At 57.7% G+C, this 23,163-nt stretch carries 24 protein-coding genes and 3 pseudogenes; 20 read left to right on the top strand and 7 right to left on the bottom strand.

The features are described 5' to 3' along the window. Positions 1–189 precede the first annotated feature (189 nt). The 3 genes from IEX53_RS22080 to IEX53_RS22070 all read left to right on the top strand — a co-directional run bounded on the left by IEX53_RS22080 (position 190) and on the right by IEX53_RS22070 (position 2,773). Complete coding sequence (locus IEX53_RS22080) at positions 190–348, top strand: hypothetical protein (protein WP_188826334.1); 159 nt, start codon at positions 190–192, stop codon at positions 346–348. A gap of 322 nt (positions 349–670) precedes the next feature. Further along, positions 671–1,576, top strand: a complete 906-nt coding sequence (locus IEX53_RS22075) for a tyrosine-type recombinase/integrase (protein WP_188826333.1) — start codon at positions 671–673, stop codon at positions 1,574–1,576. A gap of 3 nt (positions 1,577–1,579) precedes the next feature. Then, complete coding sequence (locus IEX53_RS22070; RefSeq protein ID WP_188826332.1) at positions 1,580–2,773, top strand: IS91 family transposase; 1,194 nt, start codon at positions 1,580–1,582, stop codon at positions 2,771–2,773. Positions 2,774–3,433: 660 nt separating this feature from the next. Here IEX53_RS22070 and IEX53_RS24075 read toward each other — a convergent pair. Next, positions 3,434–3,628: pseudogene (locus IEX53_RS24075) on the bottom strand (1-deoxy-D-xylulose-5-phosphate reductoisomerase); the annotation flags it as partial. A gap of 302 nt (positions 3,629–3,930) precedes the next feature. Between IEX53_RS24075 and IEX53_RS22060 the strand changes: the two are divergent. Together IEX53_RS22060 and IEX53_RS22055 are read left to right on the top strand one after the other, a co-directional pair. Next, positions 3,931–4,182, top strand: a complete 252-nt coding sequence (locus IEX53_RS22060) for a hotdog family protein (RefSeq protein WP_236016323.1) — start codon at positions 3,931–3,933, stop codon at positions 4,180–4,182. Positions 4,183–4,248: 66 nt separating this feature from the next. Next, the gene (locus IEX53_RS22055; RefSeq protein WP_188826331.1) at positions 4,249–5,250 is read left to right on the top strand and encodes an NADP-dependent oxidoreductase; all 1,002 of its coding nucleotides are present in this window, start codon (positions 4,249–4,251) and stop codon (positions 5,248–5,250) included. Positions 5,251–5,266: 16 nt separating this feature from the next. On the opposite strand, the gene IEX53_RS22050 is transcribed toward IEX53_RS22055, so the two are convergent. Continuing rightward, positions 5,267–5,563, bottom strand: a complete 297-nt coding sequence (locus IEX53_RS22050) for a YciI family protein (protein ID WP_188826330.1) — start codon at positions 5,561–5,563, stop codon at positions 5,267–5,269. Positions 5,564–5,710: 147 nt separating this feature from the next. Further along, positions 5,711–6,307, bottom strand: a complete 597-nt coding sequence (locus IEX53_RS22045; RefSeq protein ID WP_188826329.1) for a TetR/AcrR family transcriptional regulator — start codon at positions 6,305–6,307, stop codon at positions 5,711–5,713. A 110-nt stretch (positions 6,308–6,417) separates the two neighbouring features. Here IEX53_RS22045 and IEX53_RS22040 point away from each other — a divergent pair, with 110 nt between their 5' ends. Both IEX53_RS22040 and acuI read left to right on the top strand, forming a co-directional pair. Further along, the gene (locus IEX53_RS22040) at positions 6,418–7,200 is read left to right on the top strand and encodes an SDR family NAD(P)-dependent oxidoreductase (protein WP_188826328.1); all 783 of its coding nucleotides are present in this window, start codon (positions 6,418–6,420) and stop codon (positions 7,198–7,200) included. 35 nt (positions 7,201–7,235) lie between these two features. Next, a complete protein-coding gene (gene acuI / locus IEX53_RS22035; RefSeq protein WP_188826327.1) occupies positions 7,236–8,222 on the top strand; it encodes an acrylyl-CoA reductase (NADPH) in 987 nt (328 codons plus the stop codon). A 249-nt stretch (positions 8,223–8,471) separates the two neighbouring features. On the opposite strand, the gene IEX53_RS23695 is transcribed toward acuI, so the two are convergent. The 3 genes from IEX53_RS23695 to IEX53_RS23685 are packed head-to-tail and all read right to left on the bottom strand — an operon-like array spanning position 8,472 to position 9,671. Further along, on the bottom strand, positions 8,472–8,723 hold the full coding sequence (locus IEX53_RS23695; RefSeq protein ID WP_210311692.1) for a hypothetical protein: 252 nt from the start codon (positions 8,721–8,723) through the stop codon (positions 8,472–8,474). Beyond that, entirely contained in the window at positions 8,702–9,079 is a 378-nt protein-coding gene (locus IEX53_RS24430; protein ID WP_373288709.1) for a tripartite tricarboxylate transporter permease, read from the bottom strand. Before IEX53_RS24430 ends, IEX53_RS23695 begins: the two co-directional genes overlap by 22 nt. After that, positions 9,027–9,671 (bottom strand): tripartite tricarboxylate transporter permease, encoded by a 645-nt coding sequence (locus tag IEX53_RS23685; RefSeq protein ID WP_210311691.1) that lies wholly within the window; start codon positions 9,669–9,671, stop codon positions 9,027–9,029. Before IEX53_RS23685 ends, IEX53_RS24430 begins: the two co-directional genes overlap by 53 nt. Before the next feature lie 39 nt (positions 9,672–9,710). Between IEX53_RS23685 and IEX53_RS22025 the strand changes: the two are divergent. The 12 genes and pseudogenes from IEX53_RS22025 to IEX53_RS21970 all read left to right on the top strand — a co-directional run. Beyond that, positions 9,711–10,124: pseudogene (locus tag IEX53_RS22025) on the top strand (integrase core domain-containing protein); the annotation flags it as partial. 168 nt (positions 10,125–10,292) lie between these two features. Further along, the gene (locus IEX53_RS22020; RefSeq protein ID WP_188826326.1) at positions 10,293–10,574 is read left to right on the top strand and encodes a hypothetical protein; all 282 of its coding nucleotides are present in this window, start codon (positions 10,293–10,295) and stop codon (positions 10,572–10,574) included. A gap of 391 nt (positions 10,575–10,965) precedes the next feature. Next, positions 10,966–11,982: a deoxyhypusine synthase family protein gene (locus tag IEX53_RS22015; RefSeq protein ID WP_210311690.1), complete on the top strand. Its 1,017-nt coding sequence runs from the start codon at positions 10,966–10,968 to the stop codon at positions 11,980–11,982. Between the two features lie 3 nt (positions 11,983–11,985). After that, a complete protein-coding gene (locus IEX53_RS22010; RefSeq protein ID WP_188826325.1) occupies positions 11,986–13,422 on the top strand; it encodes a phenylacetate--CoA ligase family protein in 1,437 nt (478 codons plus the stop codon). After that, the gene (locus IEX53_RS22005; RefSeq protein ID WP_188826324.1) at positions 13,422–14,390 is read left to right on the top strand and encodes an NAD(P)-dependent oxidoreductase; all 969 of its coding nucleotides are present in this window, start codon (positions 13,422–13,424) and stop codon (positions 14,388–14,390) included. Before IEX53_RS22010 ends, IEX53_RS22005 begins: the two co-directional genes overlap by 1 nt. A 66-nt stretch (positions 14,391–14,456) precedes the next feature. Next, positions 14,457–15,749 carry an adenosylmethionine decarboxylase gene (gene speD, locus IEX53_RS22000; RefSeq protein ID WP_188826323.1) on the top strand — a complete coding sequence of 431 codons (1,293 nt, stop codon included), beginning with the start codon at positions 14,457–14,459 and terminating at the stop codon, positions 15,747–15,749. A gap of 4 nt (positions 15,750–15,753) precedes the next feature. Then, positions 15,754–16,875: an amidinotransferase gene (locus IEX53_RS21995; RefSeq protein WP_210311689.1), complete on the top strand. Its 1,122-nt coding sequence runs from the start codon at positions 15,754–15,756 to the stop codon at positions 16,873–16,875. Positions 16,876–16,897: 22 nt separating this feature from the next. Further along, a complete protein-coding gene (locus tag IEX53_RS21990) occupies positions 16,898–17,788 on the top strand; it encodes an ATP-binding cassette domain-containing protein (RefSeq protein ID WP_210311688.1) in 891 nt (296 codons plus the stop codon). After that, a complete protein-coding gene (locus IEX53_RS21985) occupies positions 17,769–18,587 on the top strand; it encodes an ABC-2 family transporter protein (protein ID WP_210311687.1) in 819 nt (272 codons plus the stop codon). Before IEX53_RS21990 ends, IEX53_RS21985 begins: the two co-directional genes overlap by 20 nt. Position 18,588: 1 nt before the next feature. Further along, positions 18,589–19,347, top strand: coding sequence for an ABC-2 family transporter protein (locus IEX53_RS21980; RefSeq protein ID WP_188826321.1), 759 nt, complete (start codon positions 18,589–18,591; stop codon positions 19,345–19,347). Between the two features lie 28 nt (positions 19,348–19,375). Next, entirely contained in the window at positions 19,376–20,692 is a 1,317-nt protein-coding gene (locus tag IEX53_RS21975) for a diaminopimelate decarboxylase family protein (protein ID WP_188826320.1), read from the top strand. A gap of 10 nt (positions 20,693–20,702) precedes the next feature. Then, complete coding sequence (locus IEX53_RS21970) at positions 20,703–21,995, top strand: aminotransferase class I/II-fold pyridoxal phosphate-dependent enzyme (protein WP_188826319.1); 1,293 nt, start codon at positions 20,703–20,705, stop codon at positions 21,993–21,995. A 259-nt stretch (positions 21,996–22,254) separates the two neighbouring features. On the opposite strand, the pseudogene IEX53_RS21965 reads toward IEX53_RS21970, so the two are convergent. Continuing rightward, a pseudogene (locus IEX53_RS21965) lies at positions 22,255–22,821 on the bottom strand (transposase); the annotation flags it as partial. A 69-nt stretch (positions 22,822–22,890) separates the two neighbouring features. On the opposite strand from IEX53_RS21965, the gene IEX53_RS21960 reads away from it, so the two are divergent. After that, entirely contained in the window at positions 22,891–23,097 is a 207-nt protein-coding gene (locus IEX53_RS21960) for a winged helix-turn-helix transcriptional regulator (protein ID WP_236016322.1), read from the top strand. Positions 23,098–23,163 lie beyond the last annotated feature (66 nt).

The raw sequence follows: 23,163 nt of genomic DNA, 5'->3' as shown, positions 1-23,163 counted from the left end.
ATGGCTGCGCTGCCCATCGGCACAAAATCAGCCGCCGCGTAGAATTGAGATTCTTCACGGTCGACTACGTCATCCCTTCGGAAACAGCCAGGCGAACCCTCAAATAAAGTTCCACGGTGTAGATCCCCTGTCCCTGCTGCGTTCATTGCAGAAAGGAAATAGGTGGCCGGATTTTAATCCGCCCGACTTTTGCACTGCCGCTCTCACAGGCTGACGCAGGCCGATCCCTACGCCATCGCCAATCTCTCCTACGAGTTCTATGGCGAGGTCACCATCGACACCAGCCTCGAACGCTTCGCCGACAGCTACAGGCTAAATGGAAATATCGGCTTTAAGGTGAAGTGGTAACTAAAGGCGGGGGAGCGTAAGAGGAGACGGTTTCTTCCTCTTTAGCGTGGTATGGCTGGATAAATCATTATATCCAGCATTTAAATTCTGTTCGATAACAATGGGGCCGACACTGACGTGTTTCTCAGCAGTCAATTGGCAGACCATATGCACGTGAGGTCGCGAAAGGGCAGTCACGCAGCGATGACAGCTTTGCGCCCCAAGCACGAACCCGCTTCGCGGGAGGGCGCGTGTAGCAAAGTTTGATGGTTTCGTCTGAGGCTCTGGGCAAATAGGGGCGACGGTCAGAACATAGAGTTCCTTTCAACAAGAGGAACTCACCATGACGATTTTTCAGACCGATGCCCCTACCACATCGCTTCGCCAGCGCATGCAGCAAGACATGGTGATGCGAGGCCTGGGATCCCATACACAGCATGATTATGTTCGGCATGTCCGTCGCTTTGCCGCTTTCCTCGGGCGGCCTCCCGACACTGCGGCCGCTGAGGACATCCGGCACTACCAGTTGCACCAGCATGACAACGGCGTGGGACCGGCCACGATCAACAGCACAGTTTCGGCGCTACGCTTTCTGTTCACGGTGACGCTGAAGCGGCGGGATTTAGCCCGAACGCTAGTGATAACCCGCAATCCACGCAAGCTACCCGATGTGCTGAGCATAGAGGAAGCTGCACGGTTGCTCGAGGCGGCGCCAGGTATCAAATACAAGGCGGCGCTCGGTGTCGCCTATGGCGCGGGCTTGCGTGTCTCCGAGGTCGCGCATCTCAAGGTCGACGATATCGACTCAGCTCGCATGCTGATCCGGGTCGAACAGGGAAAGGGACGCAAGGACCGCAACGCCATGCTCTCGCCGCAACTCCTGGAACTTTTGCGGCTGTGGTGGCGCGAAGGAAAGCGGCGCGGCGTCATGCTGCCCCATGGCTGGCTGTTTCCGGGGCGCAGTTGCACCGATCCGATCTCGTCGCGGCAATTGCATCGTGCGGTGCAGGAAGCCGCCGAGATTGCCGGCATCCACAAGCGCGTCAGCCCGCATACATTACGGCACAGCTTTGCCACCCACCTTCTGGAGGACGGCACCGACATCAGGGTCATTCAGGTTCTGCTCGGACACAGCAAGCTCGAGACGACCGCGCTCTACGCCAAGGTCTCCACCCGGACGATCCACGCGGTTGCGGGGCCTCTCGACCGGCTGATGGCGCTGATGGAAGGCAAGAGGCCCGACGGCTGAGCCGTGCGCGACTCGATAGAGGCCGCCGATATTTTCCGTGCCGCAGGGCCTGCCTACCGGGCCGCCCATGCCGGGCACCTGAGCCTCACCCAGATCAAGGTCATGTCGGCGATCGAGAACTGCCGCACCGCAGCGCTCGGCGGCCACGTCGAAGCCTGCGAGGATTGCGGGCACTGGCGCATCGCCTACAACTCCTGTCGCAACCGGCACTGCCCGAAGTGTCAGGGCGCGGCCGCGCGGACGTGGTTGGCCGACCGCGAGGCCGATCTGCTTCCAGTTGGCTATTTCCACGTCGTGTTCACGTTGCCGACCGAGATCGCCGACATCGCCTTCCAGAACAAGGCGCTCGTCTACGATTTGCTGTTCAAAGCAGCATCGGAGACGATGCTGACCATCGCCGCTGATCGCAAACACCTCGGCGCGCGCATCGGCATCACCGCAGTCCTTCACACATGGGGATCCGCGATGACGCATCATCCGCATGTCCACATGATCGTGCCTGGCGGTGGCATCGCCCCGGACGGAAACCGCTGGATATCTTCTCGACCTGCGTTCCTTCTCCCGGTGCGTCTGCTCGGCAAGCTATTCCGCCGGCTCTTTCTCACGCGGCTGATTGGTCTGCATGACGCCGGGCGGCTCGGCTTCTATGGATTGATGTCGCACCTCGCCGAGCGGCGGGCATTCCTGCACCACCTTGTTCCTGTCCGCAAGAAGCGCTGGGTGGTTTACGCCAAGGCGCCGTTCGCCGGCCCCGAGGCGGTGCTCGCCTACCTGTCGCGCTACACTCACCGCGTCGCTATCTCGAACCGCCGCCTGATCGCATTCGACGAGAGCGGCGTCACCTTCCGCTACAAGGACTACCGCCGCGTCGGCGCCGACAGGCAGCAGATCATGACGATTGCGGCCGACGAGTTCATTCGCCGCTTCCTGATCCATGTCCTGCCGCGCGGCTTCCATCGCATCCGGCACTATGGACTGCTTGCCGGCTCCGCCCGCAAGGCCAGCCTTGCACTCGCCCGTGAACTTTTGAACGTCGCCGCGCCGACCGATGACGACACGCCCGACACACCGGACGACTTCCGTACTCCATGTCCCTGCTGTGGCGGACGCATGATCATTATCGAGGTGTTCGAACGCTGGAGGCAGCCGCGCGGACCTCCGGATGCAGCGTCAGCAAACCGGGAGACCGGGCCGTGACCCGGCATGGCAGCATCCAGGCATCAGCCGCAGGCGCCACGCCTCCGGCAACGGAGCCATGTGCGGATATGGTGATCATTGGCACCGACATGGCCGCATTCAATGGAGCGACGTGCCAACAGCATCAGGCTGAGAAACAACCAAGCGGCCCGTTTGCTACTATCCTGGCGCTTTCCGGCAATGGTCACCCTATCGCCGGCCTCAGCCGGAAATCGAAATCCCCATAACCATCGAACATGGCCCGCGGGTTCCTGCATGAGAGGCTTTCGTACGCCTGACGGCACCCGAAACCCTTCACCATCTCGGTCGCTCGCCGTTCGATTCGCCGATCCTAAAAGCTGCCGTCCGCGTGAATCCGATAAAACCGGAGCGTCTCAGCCCCCCGGCTAGAGATCGTCAAACATTGCTAGGTCATGCACTTGCCGAACTCGGGGCAGCACATCGTCGAAGTCCTCGAACGGATCACCGGGTTGGATGAGGTGAGCGATGCTGGCAAAGGTCACGCGGGCACTCGGCCTCGACTCGGATTTGAGGCGCACGCCATTGGCGAACTGCTCCGAGCTCACGCACCCTTTTCGGACAACGCCGCTTAACGTCTGCACGATGATCGGTATGGCTGGCTGCTTCCCCGCCGCCATCGCCTTTGCCGCAAGGATACCCGAGATACGCAGCTTCGATGAGTTCGAAGCCCTTATTGGCCAAGGTTGCGCTGTCGATCGTGTTCTTTATACTCATGGCCCAGTTTGGATGGGCGAGCGCCTGCTCACGGGTTGCTTGTTGCATCTGCTCAACGGATGATGTCCGAAATGGCCCCCCGCTGGCAGTTATAAGGTATCGTCGTAAAGGTTGGCGTGATTAGCGCCGGTATGGGCGCTTCGGTCATATCTTGCCATCGGGATTGCTCAGTGTCTGTCCGGAGTGTTTTTCTTTTGAAACCAACTGCTTAACGTGACAAAGGGTTTTCGTTGATATGCTAACCCATTGAATTTGCTTATACTCATGACTCATTTGAGCAGAGCATTGTAATTTGGATCAAATTTCTCAGCGAATTCAATCTATTGAGCCCGGACGGACTCTCAGCGCCGGGCGCCGGAAACCTCTTCTCCAGCCCTCGACACATCACGGCCAAACCGGCCAAACTCTCACTCTCAGGGGCGTTGCGGGGTCTCCCCGCTGATGTGGGGGGCGCTGGCGACATCGGCGCGGGCTTTGACGAGTTGAACTGGCCGCGGCCCGTTCGGCCGGGCGACGAACTGCATCTACTGATCGAGGTGCTGGAGGTGCGTCCCTCCCGGTCGAAGCCCGACAGGGGAATGGTCAAGGTCCGCACGACCACGCTCAACCAGAATGACGAACCGGTGCAGGTCTCCATCGGCAATCTGGTCGTGCAAAGAAGACCGACGAATTGACAATGTGAGCAACCAGATCGCTGACGGACATGCGCGACGCGCTCGGGCGGCAGAACGGAGATAAAAATGAAAGCCTATGTGCTCGAGAAATACAAAAAGGGCGAGCCGCTCGTCGAACAGACCCTGCCTGATCCCGTCGCCGGCCCGTCCGACGTCGTGATCCGGATCGAGGCGGCCGGTCTAAACCTGCTGGACATCAAGATCCGCAACGGCGAGTTCAAGCTGATCCTGCCCTACAAGCCGCCCTTCGTACTCGGCCACGATCTGGCCGGCACGGTGATCGCTGTCGGATCGCAGGCACGTCGTTTCAAGGTTGGCGATGTGGTCTATGCCCGCCCGCGAGACGGTCGCATCGGTGCGTTTGCCGAAGCGATCGCGGTCCATGAGGACGATGTGGCGCTGAAGCCCGCCAATCTCCCGGTGACCGAAGCTGCGGGTGTGCCGCTCGTCGCGCTGACCGCATGGCAGGCGCTGGTCGAAGTGGGCAAGGTCAAGCCGGGCCAGAAAGTGTTCATCCAGGCGGGTTCCGGCGGTGTCGGCACCATCGCCATCCAGCTTGCCAAACATCTCGGCGCGACGGTTGCCACCACCTGCGGCGCGAGCAGTATCGATCTGGTGAAAGGCCTCGGCGCCGACGTGGCGATCGACTACCGGACGCAGGATATCGAGAAGGAACTGTCGGGTTACGATCTGGTCCTGCACAGCCAGGATGACGCCACGCTGCAGAGGTCGCTGCGGGTCCTCAAACCCGGCGGGCAGTTGATCTCGATATCAGGGCCGCCGACACCGGTGTTCGCGAAGGCGCAGGGTCTGAACTTTGTCCTGCGCTTGGTGCTCGGCCTGATCAGCCGAAAGGCGCGCAAGGCTGCGGATCGGCTCGGCGTAAACTACAGCTTCCTGTTCATGCGCGCGGATGGCGAGCAACTGGTCGAGATATCGAAGCTGATCGAGGCCGGAACGATCAGGCCGGTTCTCGACCGCACCTTTCGCTTCCGCGATCTCAACAAGGCTTTAAGTCTCGTCGAGAGCGGCCGCGCCAAGGGCAAGGTCGTGGTCGAACTGGATTGAGGACGCAACTCCGTCCTTATTTCCGGCTTTTGATGTGCAGCATGGGATAGTGCTCGTAGTGACCTATGCCCTGGGCGACGATGGGATCGCGGGCTGTTGTCTCCGTGATATCCTGATCGTCTCCAATGCTGAACAAGGACACACCGTAGGTGCCATTGGGACCGATGACAGGACCATGCGCGACGATGGTGCCCTCATTTAGCAGGTCATCCAGAAATTCACTGTGGCGACCTATCCACCCCTTTTCTTCGTCGGTAAGGGTTGTCAGAAAATCGGCCCTTGGCGGGATGTACTTGCATAGAAAATGTTTCATTTTCGATCTCCTTGGTTTGGCGATGCTGGTTGTAGACAGCGCCATCGCGGCGACCGCGATAATCGGGCCGCGAAACGGCGGACAACCGCAGAGCCGGCTCCCGGTCCGACGCCCGTCACAAGAGCAAGAGGGCGCGGCTGTCGTTGCTCATGCGTCGAACCTTCCGAAGCGTGAATGCTTCTTACGCGGGCCGGGGAGCGTGGGGGCCGCGGTTGCGATCCAGTTGCGCGTCTCGGTCAGGATCTCTTCAGCCAGATCGCGGTCCTGGGTTGCCCTTGCGAGAATGAGCGCACCAACCATTGCAGACCAATTGCCGATGGCGTTGCGTCGGGCTGTGGCGTCGCCGGCATCACCCATTGCCTCCGTCAACCGAGCGATCTGGGCGCGGATGCCATCGGACATGGCCTGGTGTGCTGCTGGCGTCTGGCGTGGTGTTTCCCCGGCGAGTGCCGATATGGGGCAGCCATGAGCAACATCGTCACGATGTCTGCTCGACAGATAGGCCGCGCAGAATGCGTCCGCATCATCAATGCCGGAGGCCTTCGCCAGACGGTGGATAAGGGTCTGGCCGATCAGGTCGTCCTTTGATTCGAAGTGACCGTAGAAGCCGCCATGGGTCATCCCCGCGGCGCCCATCACCTCTGCCACCGTGACGCTGTCGAAGCCTTTCGACTGGAAGAGCCGACAAGCCTCATCGAGAATCCGTATGCGGTTCTCGGCCATTTGTTCGCGGCTCACGCGCATCTCGCAATATCCTTTAGCCCCGTTGACATATTAGATGATGAGCATCATATATTCTGGATTACATGATACTCATCATGATATTAACTCGGACTGGCCGAAAGAACAATGCCATGACTGTCAAACCTTCCGTTCTCATCACCGGCGCCTCGACCGGCATCGGCGCAACCTATGCCCAACGCTTCGCCGAGCGGGGTCACGACCTTGTTCTCGTTGCCCGTAATGTCGAGAAGCTTGAGGCGAACGCGGCCCGGCTGAGCAAGGACACTGGCGTCTCCGTCACTGTGTTCCCAGCGGACCTGACGGACGAAACCCAGATCGCTGCGGTCGAGGCGCGGTTGCGTGAGGATACGTCGATTGGGGTTGTCATCAACAATGCCGGTGGAAACGTCGCCGGAAGCTTCGTGACACAGGATGCGCAGGATCTGACGCGACTGGTCACGCTCAATGCCACCAGTGTTCTGCGTCTGAGCCACGCCGTCGCACCGCGCTTTGCCGAAAAGGGTGAAGGCGCGATTGTCAATATCAGCTCGGTTCTGGGGCTGGCGCCGGAATGGGGCACATCAGTCTACACCGCGACCAAGGCATTTGTTCTGTCGCTCTCCCAGGCGCTGCAGGCGGAGCTTGGACCGAAGGGCGTCTATGTCCAGGCCGTCCTTCCCGCTGCGACCCGCACCGAAATCTGGAACTACGCCGACCAGAGCAAGTTGCCGCCGATGATGGAAGTCGTCGATCTGGTTGACGCGGCACTGGCCGGTTTTGATCGCCGCGAGGGGGTGACGATTCCTCCGCTGCATGACGAAGCGCGCTGGGCCGCGCTGGAAGTAGCACGCGGTACACTGCTCCAGGACATCGGCCACACCACGCCCGCCGATCGCTATCGCACTGTGGTCTGACCCACCCAAACCTGTGATTACAAAAGGAATAACCCATGACGTTCAAAGCGCTTCTGGCCACCAAAGCAGGTGATGAAGTGTCCGCCAGTGTGGTGGATTTTGACGAGAAGGATCTGATGCCCGGCGACGTGACTGTAGCGGTCGATTACTCGACGGTGAACTACAAGGACGGCATGGCTTTGACCGGTTTCGCGCCGATCATCCAGACCTTTCCTCTTATCGCCGGTATCGACTTCTCCGGCGTGGTCGAAAGCTCGACCTATCCAGGGATTGCGCCCGGGGATCGCGTTGTCGCCAATAGCTGGGGCCTCGGGCAGACCCATCATGGCGGATATGCCCAGAAGGCAAGGCTGAGCGGCGACTGGCTGGTCAAGCTACCGGAAAACATCTCCACGAAAGATGCGATGGCGCTTGGCACAGCCGGTTATACCGCCATGCTTTGCGTTCTCGCGCTCGAACACGGTGGCGTCACGCCTGACAAGGGCGATATTCTGGTGACAGGCGCCAACGGCGGCGTTGGATCCATTGCGATCGCGCTTCTGTCGAAACTCGGCTACCGGGTTGTCGCCTCGACCGGACGACTGGGCGACGCGGACTATCTTCGTGAACTCGGGGCAGCCGAGATCATCGACCGCAACACGCTTTCGCAGCCCGGTGCGCCAATCGCAAGCGAACGCTGGGCGGGCGCGGTGGATTCCGTTGGCAGCCACACGCTTGCGAATGTGCTGGCCCAGACGAAATACCGTGGTGTCGTCGCAGCCTGCGGCCTAGCGCAGGGGCGCGATCTCCCGACAAGCGTGCTACCGTTTATCCTGCGCAACGTCACGCTCGCCGGGATCGACTCGGTCAACGCGCCGCAGGATGTCCGTCTCCAAGCCTGGGACCGGCTCAGCCGCGATCTCGACTTCTCCAAGCTGGCGCGTACGGTATCTGTCGTTGGCTTGGGGGACGTACCCGAGGTGGCGAGACGGATCATCAAGGGCGAAGTCCAGGGACGGACGATCGTAGACGTCAACGCCTGAGGCCATTCCCGGCTCTGAGATAATTGCAGCTCGGCGGCCGCAGCCATTTCTGAACACATCCCGGATTTCCGGACTGAGCTCCGGGATGCCTTCGGCTATTCAGTGTTGTCGCCCTGCGTTGCAAGCATCGGCCTATCAGGGTGATCAGCTAACATTCCAAAGCTGCCCGACCACACATAGTGAGGAATATCCCAAATATGCGGGTGAAATCACGGCTGTCCTGCCTCTCGTCTTGCGAGCAATCCCTGATCAGGCTTCAAGTGCTCCCAGGTTCTTTCTGTCTTTTGCCCGCAGAGCCCAAAGCAGAAGGCCGACGGTGATAGCAAGCAGGACCATGGATATCGGACTGGTGACGAAGACGGAATAGTCACCTCGCGAGATCATCAGCGCCCGCCGCAGCGTCGTTTCGAGCTGCGGGCCAAGGACATAACCGAGAAGCAGCGGAACCGTCGAAATCCGGAGCTTGGCGAAGACATACCCTACTGTTCCAAGGATCCCCACCAGCAGGTGTCGAAGGTGGAGTTCTTCAGCGTATAGGCGACGACGCAGCAGAAGACGACGATCGCCGGATAAAGAAGCCGATAGGGAATTTTCAGCAGGGCGACCCAGATGCTGATGAGCGGCAGATTGAGGATCAGCAGCATGACGTTGCCGATCCACATCGAGACGACGAGCCCCCAGAACAGGGCCGGCTGGCTGGAGATCACCTGGGGTCCCGGCTGGATGTCGTGGATCATCATCGCGCCAATGAGAAGCGCCATGGTGGCGCTGCCGGGAATGCCGAGGGTCAGGAGTGGGATGAAGTTACATTGGGCGGCTGCGTTGTTTGCCGATTCCGGCGATGCGACGCCCTCGATGGCGCCGCTGCCAATTTCGTCGCGATGACGGGGAAACGCGTTTTTCCAGCGTGTAGGCGGCGAATGAAGCGATGGTCGCGCCAGCTCCGGGCAACACGCCGAGCAGCGCGCCAATGCCCGTTCCGCGCAGGATCGCCGGAAGCATCCGGCGGCGATCAACAGCATTTGGCCACAGGCGGCCAACAAGAGGCATCGCCATGGTGCCGTTGCGCCGCTCTTCGAGATTGGTGATGATCTCCGTAATGCCAAATATGCCCATGGCGATGCACGCAAACTCGATGCCATCCATCAACTCCGGCGAGCCGAAGGTGAAACGCTGGGCACCGGAGTTCACGTCGGTCCCGACGAGACCGAGCAGGACGCCAACGATGATCATCGCTAGCGAGCGATCGAGCGGCTCCGACGTCAGCGCGACCGAGGCGACAATCCCGAAAAGCATAAGGGCGAAATAGTCGGCGGGTCCAAAAGCTAGCGCGACATCTGTCAGCGGCGCGGCAAAGACAGCCAGAAGCAGGACCCCGACGGTGCCCGCGAAGAACGACCCGATGGCTGCGGCTGCAAGCGCGGGGCCTGCGCGGCTCTGTTGGGCCATGGCATAACCATCCTGCAGGGTGACCGACCGACGAGGATTCGCCCGAGCCGGACGGCACATGCAGGGTTTGTCCTCGATGCCCTTGAGCAAGCTCTTCATGATCGGCGTCCCGTTCATGGCGGCGGGCTTATCCACCACTCCGACCGTGGCGTGCAATATGTATCTATTCGCTATTCCGAGCGTTTGGCAGAAGCAGGTATCGAGCCTTCTGTCGGAAGCGTCGGTGACAGCTATGACAACGCCCTCGCAGAAACCATCAACGGTCTCTACAAGGCCGAGGTCATCCATCGGAGAGGACTGTGGCGCAACTTCGAGGCGGTCGAGTTTGCTACGCTGGAGTGGGTCGACTGGTTCAACCATCGGCGGCTTCTGGAGCCCATCGGGAATATACCGCCAGCCGAAGCCGAGGAACGCTATTACGCCATGCTGGACGCACCGGCCATGGCAGCATAACTTAAACGAAATAGCCTCCGGCAAACCCGGTGCGGTTCAGAATGTTTCCTTTATGCCACGGCCGCCGAAAGAAAGCTGCCGGGCAGAAGCTCCTGCTCGCGGCACCTGAAGCAGGCATCGGTATTGCTTCCACGCCACCCGCGTTAAGATGCGCAGCTGAGAACGGGCGTGGGCGCCTCGGCTCGCGCCAAACCAGATGCCGCACCCGACAGTGTCCTCACCTCCGCCGAGATTTCCGCGCTCGACCAGACCGACGCGGCACGAACGCGGCCACGCCTCCAACGGCCTACGTGTGCTGCCTATCTGCTGCAAATCGCCATGCTGGGTGGCTATCTGACCCGCAAACATGATCCGCCGCCCGACAACATAGTCGTCTGGCGTGGAATGACCCGCCTGCACGATATCGCCGTCGACATCTCTATCGGGTCAAGCGACGATGTAGGCAACTGAAAGCTTGGCCTGAGGTTACATCGGTCGTCGTATGCAGATCGAAGCAAATAGCGCACTTTGCAGCGACGGCTGCAGCACCGGTTGTTCTAATGGACGTTGCCCGCCCAACCAGATTGGCAACGCATCGTCATCACTTGCCCATCATTGATTTGTGAGCATCTGGAACGCGTCCCGTTTTCGCCCGTTGATAGCAGTGCCGGTAACGGCACGTACCATATGCGATGGAGGGAGAAATGATCTCCACAAAATTCAACATCAATCTGGCCGAGTCGACCATTGGACGCAGGAACCAGATCGCGGCGAACAATCTCCTCTGCAGCCATAATTGCAATACCAGCAATACCAGCAGCTGCATGTGCGGGGGAATATCACAAACTGCAGGAGTATAGTGATGTCCTCCCTACCAATCTTAGAGTTCGTATGCCAAGATTATCATCATTTTAATGCTGGTGCGCTGAAGCGCGCAATACTCGATTATCATCGGCATGTTTCCGCTGGTGGAAAAATGTTTTGGGCTTTAGCGGGTGCGTTGTCGACCGCTCGCTTGGGAATTGTTTTGGCTCCCGCAATTCGGAATGGACTTATTCATGGTCTGTCGGTGACAGGTGCGAACATTGAAGAGTCATTGCTGCAAATGATCGTGGGCGAAAAATATAAATTTGATTGGGACTATAGATATTTAAAGCTTGAGGATGATGCCAATTATGAAGCGCAAGGAATGGCCCGGGTCACGGATACGCTTATCCCAAAGGAAGCTTTTGACGTCGTAGGTGAGATGCTCAAGAGCCGTTGGCTATCGACGCAAAGTGCTTCGGGGCGACGGTTTTGGCATGATTATTTCTATGATGTGGCGCATCAAGAAGGCGGAAAGTCCGCATATGGGAAGCGTCCCAATGAGTGTTGGCTACTTGCCGCGGCTGAACAAGACATTCCGATCATGGTGGGAGGTCATGCCGACTCCTCATACGGCAATTATTTTGCTTCTCTATGCTACAGGAGGGAAATCAGTCCTAATATTGTGAAGTCAGACATTGAGTATATGGTTAGTTTCTTTGACATTTACCAAGACACGCTTGCGCCCGGCCATGGGTGTGGTTATGTCCAGGTCGGTGGCGGCATTGCTGGCGATTTCGCCATGTGCGCGGTTCCTAGTTTGCGTCAAGATTTGGGCCGATCGGTTCCGCACTGGGCTTACTTTTGTCAAGTCAGCGACTCCATAACGTCATTCGGGTCGTATTCAGGTGCGGGAGCCAATGAGAAAATCACATGGAACAAAACGAACGCAAAGACTCCCGCTCATCTGATTGAAAGTGACGCCACCCTCGTCGTACCCATCTTCTTGGAAGCGCTCCTTGAGGCTCAGCGATTTCCAGAAGCTGCGATGCGCCTCATGACCGAAAACAGGTGAGCAGTGGTCATCAACCCTTTTGCCTCATGGACGTTGTCCGACACGCCGCCCGGTGCCGTGTATGATACACAGGCCCATCACCATGACTTGCCAGGTATCCGTCGTTTAGCGGCGTTGAATGAGCCGTCGCAAGCTGACACGGCGATGATGCAAATGGCTGCCTTGAGCTATTGGCAGCAGCACGGCGCGGCCTTGTTGGCGGCGCCCTTTGAGGATCCCGAGCGTGTGCGCGCGCGCCAATTCGCTCAACTTCAGGCACTGGCCGATTATGCCTTCCAGCATGTGCCGTTTTACCGGAACCTTTATGGCTCGGTTGGCTTCTCGCCAGGGGCTTTGCGGACCTGGGCTGATTTCAATGCGTTGCCGATGATCAACAAGCGCATGCTGGCAGCCGCGCCCGACAAGGCCCGCTTAGTCCTGGGCGCGCATCTTGATGCCTGCTATTCGTCCCGGAGTTCCGGATCGAGTGGGACCCCGTTGACGACGTGGCTAGACAGTCAGGATGTGATCCGAGACTTCGCGGAACAACTCCGCTTTCTGCACGATGCCAGCGATGGCCATCTGCGCGGGGATGACTGGATCTACACGCTTCACCATGGAGGATTTTGGTATTCCTCGGCGCTAGGGCAATACAGGGTATTCCGCTTGATGGATCTTCAAAAAACGGATTTGTCTGATCTAGCACACCATTTGCAACTTTTGCAGCCCGTCGTGTTGACCACGCTCCCGTCCTATTTGCCAGTTCTTGCCGAACTTGGACCTCTGACGCGGTTTGGCGTGCGGGCCCTGACAACCAATTCTGAAATGAGCAGCCCGGCTGAACGACAGCGCTATAGCCGCCACCTTGGTGTTCCAGTTTTGGATGAGTATAGCTCAGAAGAAATTGGACTCATGGCGACGGAGTGCTTGCACGGCAGCTATCATGTGATCGAGGATGGGGTCTATCTGGAGATCGTCGACGCGGATAGTGACGGTCTTGGACACGTCGTCGTCAGCGATCTCGGTAACGTGCTCATGCCGTTGATCCGTTATGATCACGGTGATCTGGCAAAATTTTCGTCAAATTCTTGCACGTGTGGCCGTCAGTTCCGGCGGTTGTCGACGTTGCACGGTCGGTGTGATGATGCGTTTCAGACCGCAACTGGCAAGTATTTGCCAAGCGCGTCCGTTCTGGCGATTTGCGATGATCTCTTGACGGACGAGAAGTCCGGTATGCGGGAGTATCGTCTTATTCAACACGGGATGTCTGAGGTTGAATTACAGTACTCCGGCGTCCCATCAAGCACTGATGTAAGTCAGACGATTGCCGAATTGCAACGTCGACTTGAGGACTTGTTTGGGTACCAGCTTCAGCTTTGCGTAACCCAGTTCGATGTATTGCCGCAGAGTGCCAGCTTCAAGCGACGCTGTTTGCTGCGCATGTGGAGTAAAAGCCCATAATGCTGGTTGTCAATCGCGTACTGTTGGTGACGGGATGCTGCTTGAGTGAAGCTCAAGTCACCCGCTATGGCGCTAGCTATTCGCGTATCATTGAGCTACCCCAGCCAACGAGCCCCGAGGCGATCTTCGACGCGGGAAGGATGGCTACGGACTACATTCTGGGTGGCCCGGAATACATTGATGCAGTTGCCCTTGAGCGGATGCCGGCGCTCGAACGATTGGTGTTACTCGGGACGGGGGTTGCCTCGTTCGTCGACCAGTCGGCAGCTGCCGCACGCGGACTCACGGTCATGAATACGCCACACATGAATGTGGAAAGCGTCGCGGAATTCGCGTTGGCCATGTTGATTGTAAACGCCAGTAACGCGATTGGTTCTGCTGACCAGGTGCGGGCTGGAGTGGGTTGGCCCCAAGGGCCGTGGAAGACCCTCCGCGAGCAAAAAATAGGAATATTCGGACTTGGGCACATCGGGCGAGCGCTCCTCCAGCGGCTTCATGCGCTCGGCGTCGAGAACGTTTTGTACGCAAGCCGGCATCGCCATACGGAGATGGAGCGAGAGTATGGCTTAATATATGTGGCTCATACCGAGCTTTTTCAAAATTGTGACAGTGTAAGCATTCACGTGAGCTATAATCCCGTTACACATCACATCATCAATCGCGCAATTTTGATCGCAGCTAATCGAGATTTATCTATACTATGTTTCGCAAATCCACGCGTAATCGATCCAGACGCAGCGCGAGATGCCTTGGTTTTGGGGCAGATTAGGCGGCTTTATATTGATGGATACTATCGAGAGTGGCAAGCCAATCGTGGGCAGGTTGACGACCCTGAAGGCTTGCTGGCGCTCCCGGGCGACCGCTTTTGGGCCACGTCCCATCTGGCCGCACAAACGCACAACGCGATCGGCCGCCAGCTTGAGCAGGCTCTTGAGCTCTTGTCGCCAGCGAGACGGTTGCCTAAATAACGGCCTGTGCGTGCGGCCTTCCTCAAATGCACCGCGCAGTCCGGTGCCTCAATAGGAGATCATCCCATGCAGGCGTTAGGAAAAGATCCGCAGTATACGTGGTTGACTACTGTACCAACGGGGTCACCCGATCTGCAAACAACGTATCCGCCAAGCGGCTTTCACATGATGGCTGATGTGTGGGGGGTTTCACCAGCGCTGCTGAACGATGTGAATGCCTTAAAAGAGCGGATGACGAGCGCTATTGCGAAAGCTGGCGCGACCTTACTGAAGATCGAGGCGCTCCAGTTTCAGCCGAACGGCGTGACCATTGTCGCGTTGCTGGCTGAATCGCACGCTTCCATCCACACGTATCCTGATCAGGGCGTGCTGATGGCGGATGCCTTCACCTGCGGCAGCATTGACCCCGCGCCACTTCTGGGTGAATTGGTGGCCGGGTGTGGTGGATCCCATCATGTCATCCGGCGCACCACGCGCGGCGAAGGTCGTCCTTGCCATGTCCAGGAAGATATTGGCCCGGGCCTATCGCGGGTTTGGGAGCTTGAAGATGTCGTCGTTCAGCGCAAGACGGCCTTCCAGGAGGTCTTGATCGCACGAACGCGCCAAGGGTTGACCTTATTCTGCGAGCAGGAGCGGCAAAGCTCTGAGTTGACCCAACTGATCTATCACGAGGGACAATTCATCCCGGCCGCGCTGTTGGCCGCGGAGTGCCGCAGTGTCTTGATTATCGGGTCGAGCGAAGGGGTGGTGACCCAACTGGCACAATGGTGTGGCGCTGAGCGGATCGTTCACGTTGATATCGACCGTGAATGCGTTGAATTGTGCGCCCAGCACCTTCCGTATGGATACAATCCTCGTGACATCGAGCGCTATGCGCAAGGCACGGCTCAGGTTCAATTGCTGTTTGCCGACGGTTTCGAGACAGTGAGGCGACTTCAGTCGGAAGGGGAAACATTTGATGTTATTGTGCTTGATCTTCCCGATGAACAGTGGGAGTTCGGCGCCCAGCACAACCGGCTCTATGAAACGGATTTTCTACGCGGTTTGCAGGATTTGCTGACTCCCCAGGGGGTGGTCATCACCCAGGCGGGCTGCGCAAGCTATTGGCGAAATCGGACGCTGCTTCGGACCTATCGACGCTTTGAAGCGCTGTTCGCCAGCACCGTTTACTTCGAAATGACCGAACAGGATTGGGTTTGGCTGATCGGATGTCGTGCCTCGATCCCAGATCCGCTGGCGCACATGCAAGCTCGTCTGAATACGCTGCAGTATACCCCCCAATACATTGATGGCGCCCTATTGCCTGCGGCCATCGTGCCGCCCATGGGGCTGCGCCGCCTCCTCGACCAAGCGGCCTGAGGTAATGACGATGATCGCTAATCCGCTCCAATTCGCCGATCAATTGCAACGCGCTGCTCCCGTCCAAAACTCGACTTGTCCAGTTTGGGTGGAAAACGAATGGGACAGCCTGGAAGAAGTGATCGTTGGAACGATCGAAACAGCTCGATACCCCACATGGCACGTCAGTATCGAAGCACCGCTGCCAGCCAAGTCGCATCAGGATTTCATTCGTCGGCAAGGCCAATACTTCGACGCGAAGCTTTTGGATAAGGCGCGGCGCGAGGTGGATGGATTGGCCGAATTTCTGGAACGCTCCGGCATCAAGGTGCGGCGTCCGAATTTTGCCGGCTTGGATGCCCCCTTCGTGACGCCGATGTTCTCGAGCCGGGGGGGCTTGTACGCGGCGATGCCTCGAGATGGTTTGTTTGCCGTCGCCGACAGCATCATCGAGACTCCAATGGCGTGGCGCGATCGCTACTTCGAAGCCTTTGCGTTTCGCGACATTCTCATGGACTATTTTGAGCGTGGGGCACATTGGCGATCAGCGCCCAAGCCGCAGCTGACCGATGCGTTGTATCGCCAGGATTACGACAGTCGCGTCAGCCACTTCGAGTCGGTTCTGACGGAAGTTGAGCCCGTTTTTGACGCGGCCGACTTCGTCCGCATCGGAAACGACATCATTGGCCAATACAGCCACGTCACTAATCGGGCCGGCGCCCAGTGGTTAGCCCGTGAACTGGGGCCTGACTATAAAGTGCATATGTATAGCTTCGATGATGCTGGACCGATGCACATCGACACAACGTTGCTGCCAATCGCGCCCGGTCGCGTGCTGCTTAACAAAGCGTGGGTTTCAAGCCTTCCTGACTACTTTAAAGACTGGGAAGTCCTTGTTCCGCCACCGTCGTGCCTATCAGAAAATCACCCGCTTTTCTTCACGAGCCGATGGATCAGCGTGAATGTTTTGATGCTCGATCCGCATCACGTGCTTGTCGAAGAGAACGAAAAACCCCTCATGGAAGCGTTCCGCTCCTGGAAGATTGAGCCGATCCCCCTACCTTTCAAGCACTTCCAAACGTTCGGTGGTTCTTTCCATTGCGCGACGCTGGACGTGCGGCGGGGAACGGACCAAGGCTTGATGTGAGTGGTCTATGAGTGATCCCTCCATGTCCACCCAGACGCCGTTGGTGCAGTTGCAAGCCGTCAGCCGCGTCTATCGCAGCCGTCGGCACACCGGCGCCTGGTGGCGCCAACTGCTAAAGCCTGAGTTCAATGAACACCTTGCCCTCGATGAGGCCAGCTTGGAGATCCATGCTGGACAATGCTTGGGGCTTGTCGGTCCTAACGGGGCTGGCAAGTCGACCTTGGTGAAGCTATTGACCGGTCTTTTACAGCCTGACAGCGGGCAGATTAGCGTGCTGGGGTTCGATCCTGGCAAGCGGCAGTCTGCCATGCTGAACCAGATAGGCGTCGTTTTTGGCCATAAGAGCAGTTTGTGGTGGGATCTCCCCGTCAAGCATTCGTTCGAGGCTGTTCAGAAGATTTACCAAACGCCACCAGATGTCTTCAATCACGATGCGCAACGGTATGCGGAGTTGCTTCGCATCGACCATCTTATGCAGCGCGCTGTTCGCCAATTGAGCTTGGGAGAGCGCATCAAGTGTGAATTGGTTCTGGCCTTGGCACACCAGCCGCGCTTGCTGCTGTTGGACGAGCCAACGATTGGCGTGGATATGGAATCGAAACAGCAGTTGCGGGCGGTCATCAATCAAATTCTTAGGGAGAAAAAAATTGCTGTTTTGTTGACTACTCACGACGTCAATGACTTGTTGGCCTGTTGTAGTCACATCGCCTTGTTGCAAGCCGGTGAGCTTTTTCAGTATAGCGCGCTCAAAGATCTTTTAGGTGAATTCGGCTTGACATCGGATAATAGCCGAGGCCTGGAAGATTGCTTGATTGAAGCCTTCCGCGCGCGGCGCGATGACGACGAGGAAATCGAATTCGGTAGCGTGGTGTTGGCGGGTGGCGTGCCGGAGGATGATGATGAAGACGTTTGAGCGGCATTCGCCTTACATGCTGAACGGCCTGCGTCTTCTGCTCGTTGATCGCGGGGTTCTGCTTGTTGACTTCTTCATCGCCACGGGATGCGCGTTCGTCATCCAGTTTCTTGTGTGGGCAACGATCTATAATGCAGATCAGGAAATTCATGGGTTCTCGTTCAATGAACTTATGTTCTACTGTGCATTCACGATTTTTCTTTCGCGATTTCACAATACCTATGACTTGGTTGAAGATTTGTCGCAAGAAATCATCCAGGGAAAACTTGAGGTCTTGATGGCGCGGCCTTCTCATATCCTAGCGCAAAAGTTCTTCGCTTACCTTGGGGGCGGCGGTTTGTACGTCCTTCCTGTCCTTGTCTTATGTGTCCTGTTTTGGTTGCATGGAGACCTCCCGGCTTTCGCGACCGCTAGCGATGCCGTCGCCTACCTTGCGATATTCGTTGCGTTTTTGTTGGTGGGCGTCGTGTTAAGCTTTTGTATTGGTATGATTTTGGCCATGACAACCTTCTGGTTGATGCAGTCCGATTTCGTCCTGGCTAGCCTGACGAGCATCGCAGCTTTCCTCGGAGGGGCAATCATTCCCCCGGCGTTTTGGCCGGAATTCGTTCGCCCCTTGATGGAATACAATCCCTTTCAGTATTTCATCGCTGCGCCGGCCCAGTTCATTATTCATGGAGATATGCAACAAGGCCTGATCGCCTTGGGGGTTAGCATCATATACGTTGCGGTATTTATGGTGATCCTGCGCATACTTTGGGGACGTGCACTTTTGCGTTATAGTGGCGGAGGAGGTTGACATGTGGATTTTACTGCGCAAGGCGTATGCCACACAGCTTCATTACCCGGCCAACTTTATGTTATATCTAGCGATTCAGAGCTTTACCCAGCTTTTGACTCTATTTTATCTTTTCACGGTTTTTACATACACTGAACAACTAAATGGTTGGAGTCGCGAAGAGGCCATTTTCGTATTCTACCTGGCGACAATGGTAATTTTGGTAGCTGAGTGTTTTACATGCTCGCTCCAAGAGTATTACCATAAACTTGTTCATGGCCAGCTGGACCCATTGCTCGCCATGCCTGTTAGGCGGCGGTCGCTCCAGCTCTTGCGGTGGGCTGAACCTGGTTTCTTGCTGCCAGTTCTTGTGTTGTTGTGCTGCTGGCCTTGGCTGGATCCTCAGCCGGACCGAAGCCTTGTGGATTGGGTGAGTGGTGCCTTGACGTTGGCGCTTGGTGTTCTGGCCATCATCATCATCTTTGCGTTGGCTTCGCTCCCCGCTCTCCTCACGCAACGACAAGCTCCTGCTGATTTCATGGTCTCCGAGTTGAGCAGGATGATGTTCCTGCCGTCGGGCGTCTTGCCCCGTGGCAGATGGAAATATGCTCTTGGCGTGAGCATGCCGCTTTTGTTTTCCGCCAACGCCGCGGGGGCCATTTTAGTCAAAGGTGACTATGACACCGCCCTCGCGCTCTTGATGGGTGTGGTTGTCTTGGGCTCCTTGCACAGCATCTTGGAGCGACGTTTGCTTCGGACCTTTAGCTATCCTGGTAGTTGAGAAAAGTAGACTAAAGGAGCGCCTCTCGATGGCTTTAGTTAAGGAGACCACGGCGTCGGTTGCGCACGGTCCGTGGCTTGTGGCCCGTGATCGTCATTGCGCGGAGGCGGTTGTCAACCAGTGGCTCAGGGAATTTGGCTCTCCGCTACTGGTCTATTCGCAGACGATGCTGGGGAACCTTGCGGATGGTTTTTTACGGTTTGCGGCCGCGACAGGGCGCCGCGTGACGAGTGCGTTTGTTCTGAAGGCGTGCTCGGGCCATGCCATTTTGAAAGTCTTCCGTGACCGCGGCTTGTGGGCGGAAGTCAATAGCGCGGCGGAATACATGATGGCCCTGGAGGCTGGGTTCGCGCCGCACCAAATCCATGTCAATGGCGTTGCGAAATGCCCGGAGCTGATCGACTTGGTCGTGCACAAGGGCTGCCGAGCGCTGCACTTGGATAGTGTCGAGGAGATCGACTTGGTTGCCGCTCGCGCGGGCGCGGCGGACAGGCGACTTCCAGTGCAGGCGCGCGTTTGTCCCGACATCAGCAGCGCCGCCGCTCCCGGACTAATGACGGGAGAAGTGGACAGTCCGTTTGGTATCGCCTTGCAAGACCTTCCCACCGCATGGGACGCCCTGCGACGGCAGGGGCGAACCCTCATCCTTCAAGGCGTTCACGTGCACGCGGGCTCTGGAGGCAGGCTGTCAACGGTTTACCCGCACTTGATCCAGACCATGCGCGATGTCTTGGATAGCAGCCAAGCCGCCGGACTCGAGCAGCCCTTGGAAGTGAACTTGGGAGGCGGATTTGTGTCAGATCCCGACGAGCCCTCCCGTGTGCAGGGCGCCGAGGATCTGCTCACGGCCATCGCCCAGCTGCCACGCGGCACGGACATAATGTTTGAGCCGGGACGGTTCCTTGTCGAACATGCTGCGTCGCTGTTTTGTCGCGTCGCCACCATCAAGCACAAGGCAGGGATGCGTTGGGTCGTGCTGGATGCCGGCTATTGCCATCTCAGCGATCGCGCGATTGTGGATGCGCGCTTTCCGCTCAGGGCATTGTGTGCCGCGGGACCTTCCAGTGTCGCGCGCGTTGCTGGCCCCTTGTGCGACGGCGTCGATACCTACCGGGCGCTGCCTCAAGCTGATGGTAGCCCGGGCGTCTTTAGGTTGCCGGACGCTTTGGACCGTGGCGACGGCGTCGAAATCAGTTTGACGGGCGCCTACGTCTACAGCACGGGCAACCACTTTGCCGGATTTGGCCAGCCGGCTGTTGTCCTCGTCGACTGTGACGGCAATCCTAAGCTCATTCGGCGACGCGAACAGTACCATGATCTGCGCGCGCTGGAGATAATTAACTGATGGTGGGTCCATGGCAACCGCATCGTTTTCAACCCGATTCAGTGAGGATATCGTGCGTACTCTTGTTGTTCCGCAGCTCCGTCAGCCACTCATAGCGTCGCGGCCTGTCCCCGTCCTGCCGACTGTCGCGGGTAAATCTCTTACAGACCAGGAGGTCACGGGCTTCCAACACTTGGCCGACTTGAGCAATGGCCACGCCTATCATGACCTTCCGGCATCCTTGGCCTCCTTGCCGGATGAGATACCAGCACTATGGCGCGCGGCCGCTCAGCAAACGCCGCTTGAATGGGAGAAGAACTTCATCGACAGCTTTGTGAAGCTCAGTGGTGTGAACTCCCTGCGCAAACTGACATTCTGCCGGGCTTGTCCGACGGCGTCGAATTCCATTGATTTATGTGGCGCACTCTTGCGTAGGCGTGGATGGGTGACGGCTCTCGTTGAGCCCACATTTGATAATCTGGCCTTGTTGTTGAAGCGGCGAGAGGTCGCGCTGTGTGCGATCAGCGAGGACATGATTTTCGAAGCAAGCCCCCAGGTCTTGCAAGATCGGCTGCGTCAGACCCGGGCGAACGCCTTGTTCATGGTCTCGCCATCGAACCCAATTGGTCGCTGCCTCAGCCCTCATCGGCTTGACATGATATCAGCGCTGTGTACGCGACTTGATGTGACCTTGGTTCTGGACTGCAGTTTTCGTTTATTCAATCGCGCTCCCTACGATGACATCGAGATTTTTCTTAGGAACAAGACCCGCTTTCTGGCTTTCGAGGACAGCGGTAAAACCTTGCCAACGCTCGATACGAAGGCAAGCCTGATTTACGCTTCGGATGATCTGGCGGCGGATTTGGAGGAGTTGTATAGTGAAGTCTATTTGTGCTCTTCTGGTCTCACGTTAGCCCTATTGGCGCGCAGCTACGACTTGATGCAGGAGGTTGGCCTGGAAGCCGGCTTGTGGCGCTTTGTCGATCAGCGTCGCAGCCGCCTGCGGGCCGCGCTTCCGGGAACTGGTCTGCGGGTGGCGCCTGAAAGCATTCACTCCATGATCGGGCTGGAATGGCTCACATTCGACGCGCCAGAATTCAATGATGTGCAGGTGTGTGCCCTGCTGAAAGCTCATGGCTTGGCCGCGCTAACCGGGCGTCAGTTTTATTGGTCTTCGTCACACCAGAAAGCTCACCAGTATCGAATCCGCTTTAGCATGATGAAGGAGGAGTATCGCTTTTCACGTGCGCTTCAGATTCTTGGTGATTTGAGGGTGAATGGAGGCCTGTTGGGGCTGTTTTTGTTGATTTCCACGCGGGACTGAGCCGGTTTGTGAGCGGCGGTGCAAAAGTCGGCCACGGAAGCGGCGCGATAGTCCAACCGCGGGCGGAGTAAAAACCGGCCACCTATTTCCCTTCTGCAACGACGGCAGGAGGGTTGGGAATTTACACCGTGGAATTATATCTGAAGGTCCGCCTGGCTTGTTCGGAAGGGATGAGCCGGCGGTCAGGCCGCAAAGCATTTTGACGTTGCCCCCAATTTTTATCCAGTTTTGAGTTCGCTCCAGCGGTTTTGGGTTTCTGTATTTGCGACGGTACCCGTGACGGCGCGGAAGTCCGGTCTTCCAGTCCTTCGACGCCGTGGGTCAGGAAGCGATCATACCAGCGGTAGAAGGTCGGCCGGGGAATGCCGAGCTTGTCGAGGGGGCTGCTTTGCAGGCAGGTGGGATTCTTCCACGAGCCGGATGATCTCAAGCTTCTCGGTGGCGGGATATCTCATTCGTCGTCGCCCCCATCCCCGATCATGCTTTTTTTGAGCAGGCGGTTTTCCAGGGTGAGATCGGCCAGCGCCTCCTTCAGGTCGCGGCTTTCACGGCGCAGCGCCTTCACCTCGTCAGTGGTTGCCGAACGGGCAGTGTCGCCCGCAAGCCGCTTCTTGCCCGCTTCAAGGAATTCCTTCGACCAGCTATAATACAGGCTCTCGGCAATCCCTTCGCGGCGGCAGATCGCGGCGATGCTATCTTCGCCATGCAGGCCGTCCAGCACGATGCGGATTTTGTCCTCGGCAGAATGGTGCTTGCGCGTGGCGCGGCGGATATCCTTGATCGTCTTCTCGGCCGTCGATGTCTGCGGCCCGGTTCTCTGTCTCATCTTCGCTTCCTTTGATTAAGCTACGATGAGCCGAAAATCCTCTCTTCTCAATTAAGCAAGTTCTGTCTCATGGGCGCTGATCCGGGACAACGCCACTATTATCCCGAAGTGCCGCCGCGGGTCGAATATGAATTGACCGAGATGGGCGCCGGTATGCTGCGCGCCCTTGAAAGCATCAACTATGGATCAGGGACAACTTGCTCCGCGTCGAGGAAAGCCGCCGCGCGTACGACGCTGCTGGGCAATAAAATTGCTGAGATCAGCGGACAAGCCTAGGGCGTGTCGTCATTTGAGAATACATTTCCTGAGGATTTCCAAATCAGCTTTTCAGTGATTCATAAA

Origin of the sequence: Paramesorhizobium endophyticum, from assembly GCF_014640615.1 — a bacterium.
Classification (GTDB): domain Bacteria; phylum Pseudomonadota; class Alphaproteobacteria; order Rhizobiales; family Rhizobiaceae; genus Paramesorhizobium; species Paramesorhizobium endophyticum.
This window is presented reverse-complemented; position numbering and strand designations above follow the sequence as displayed.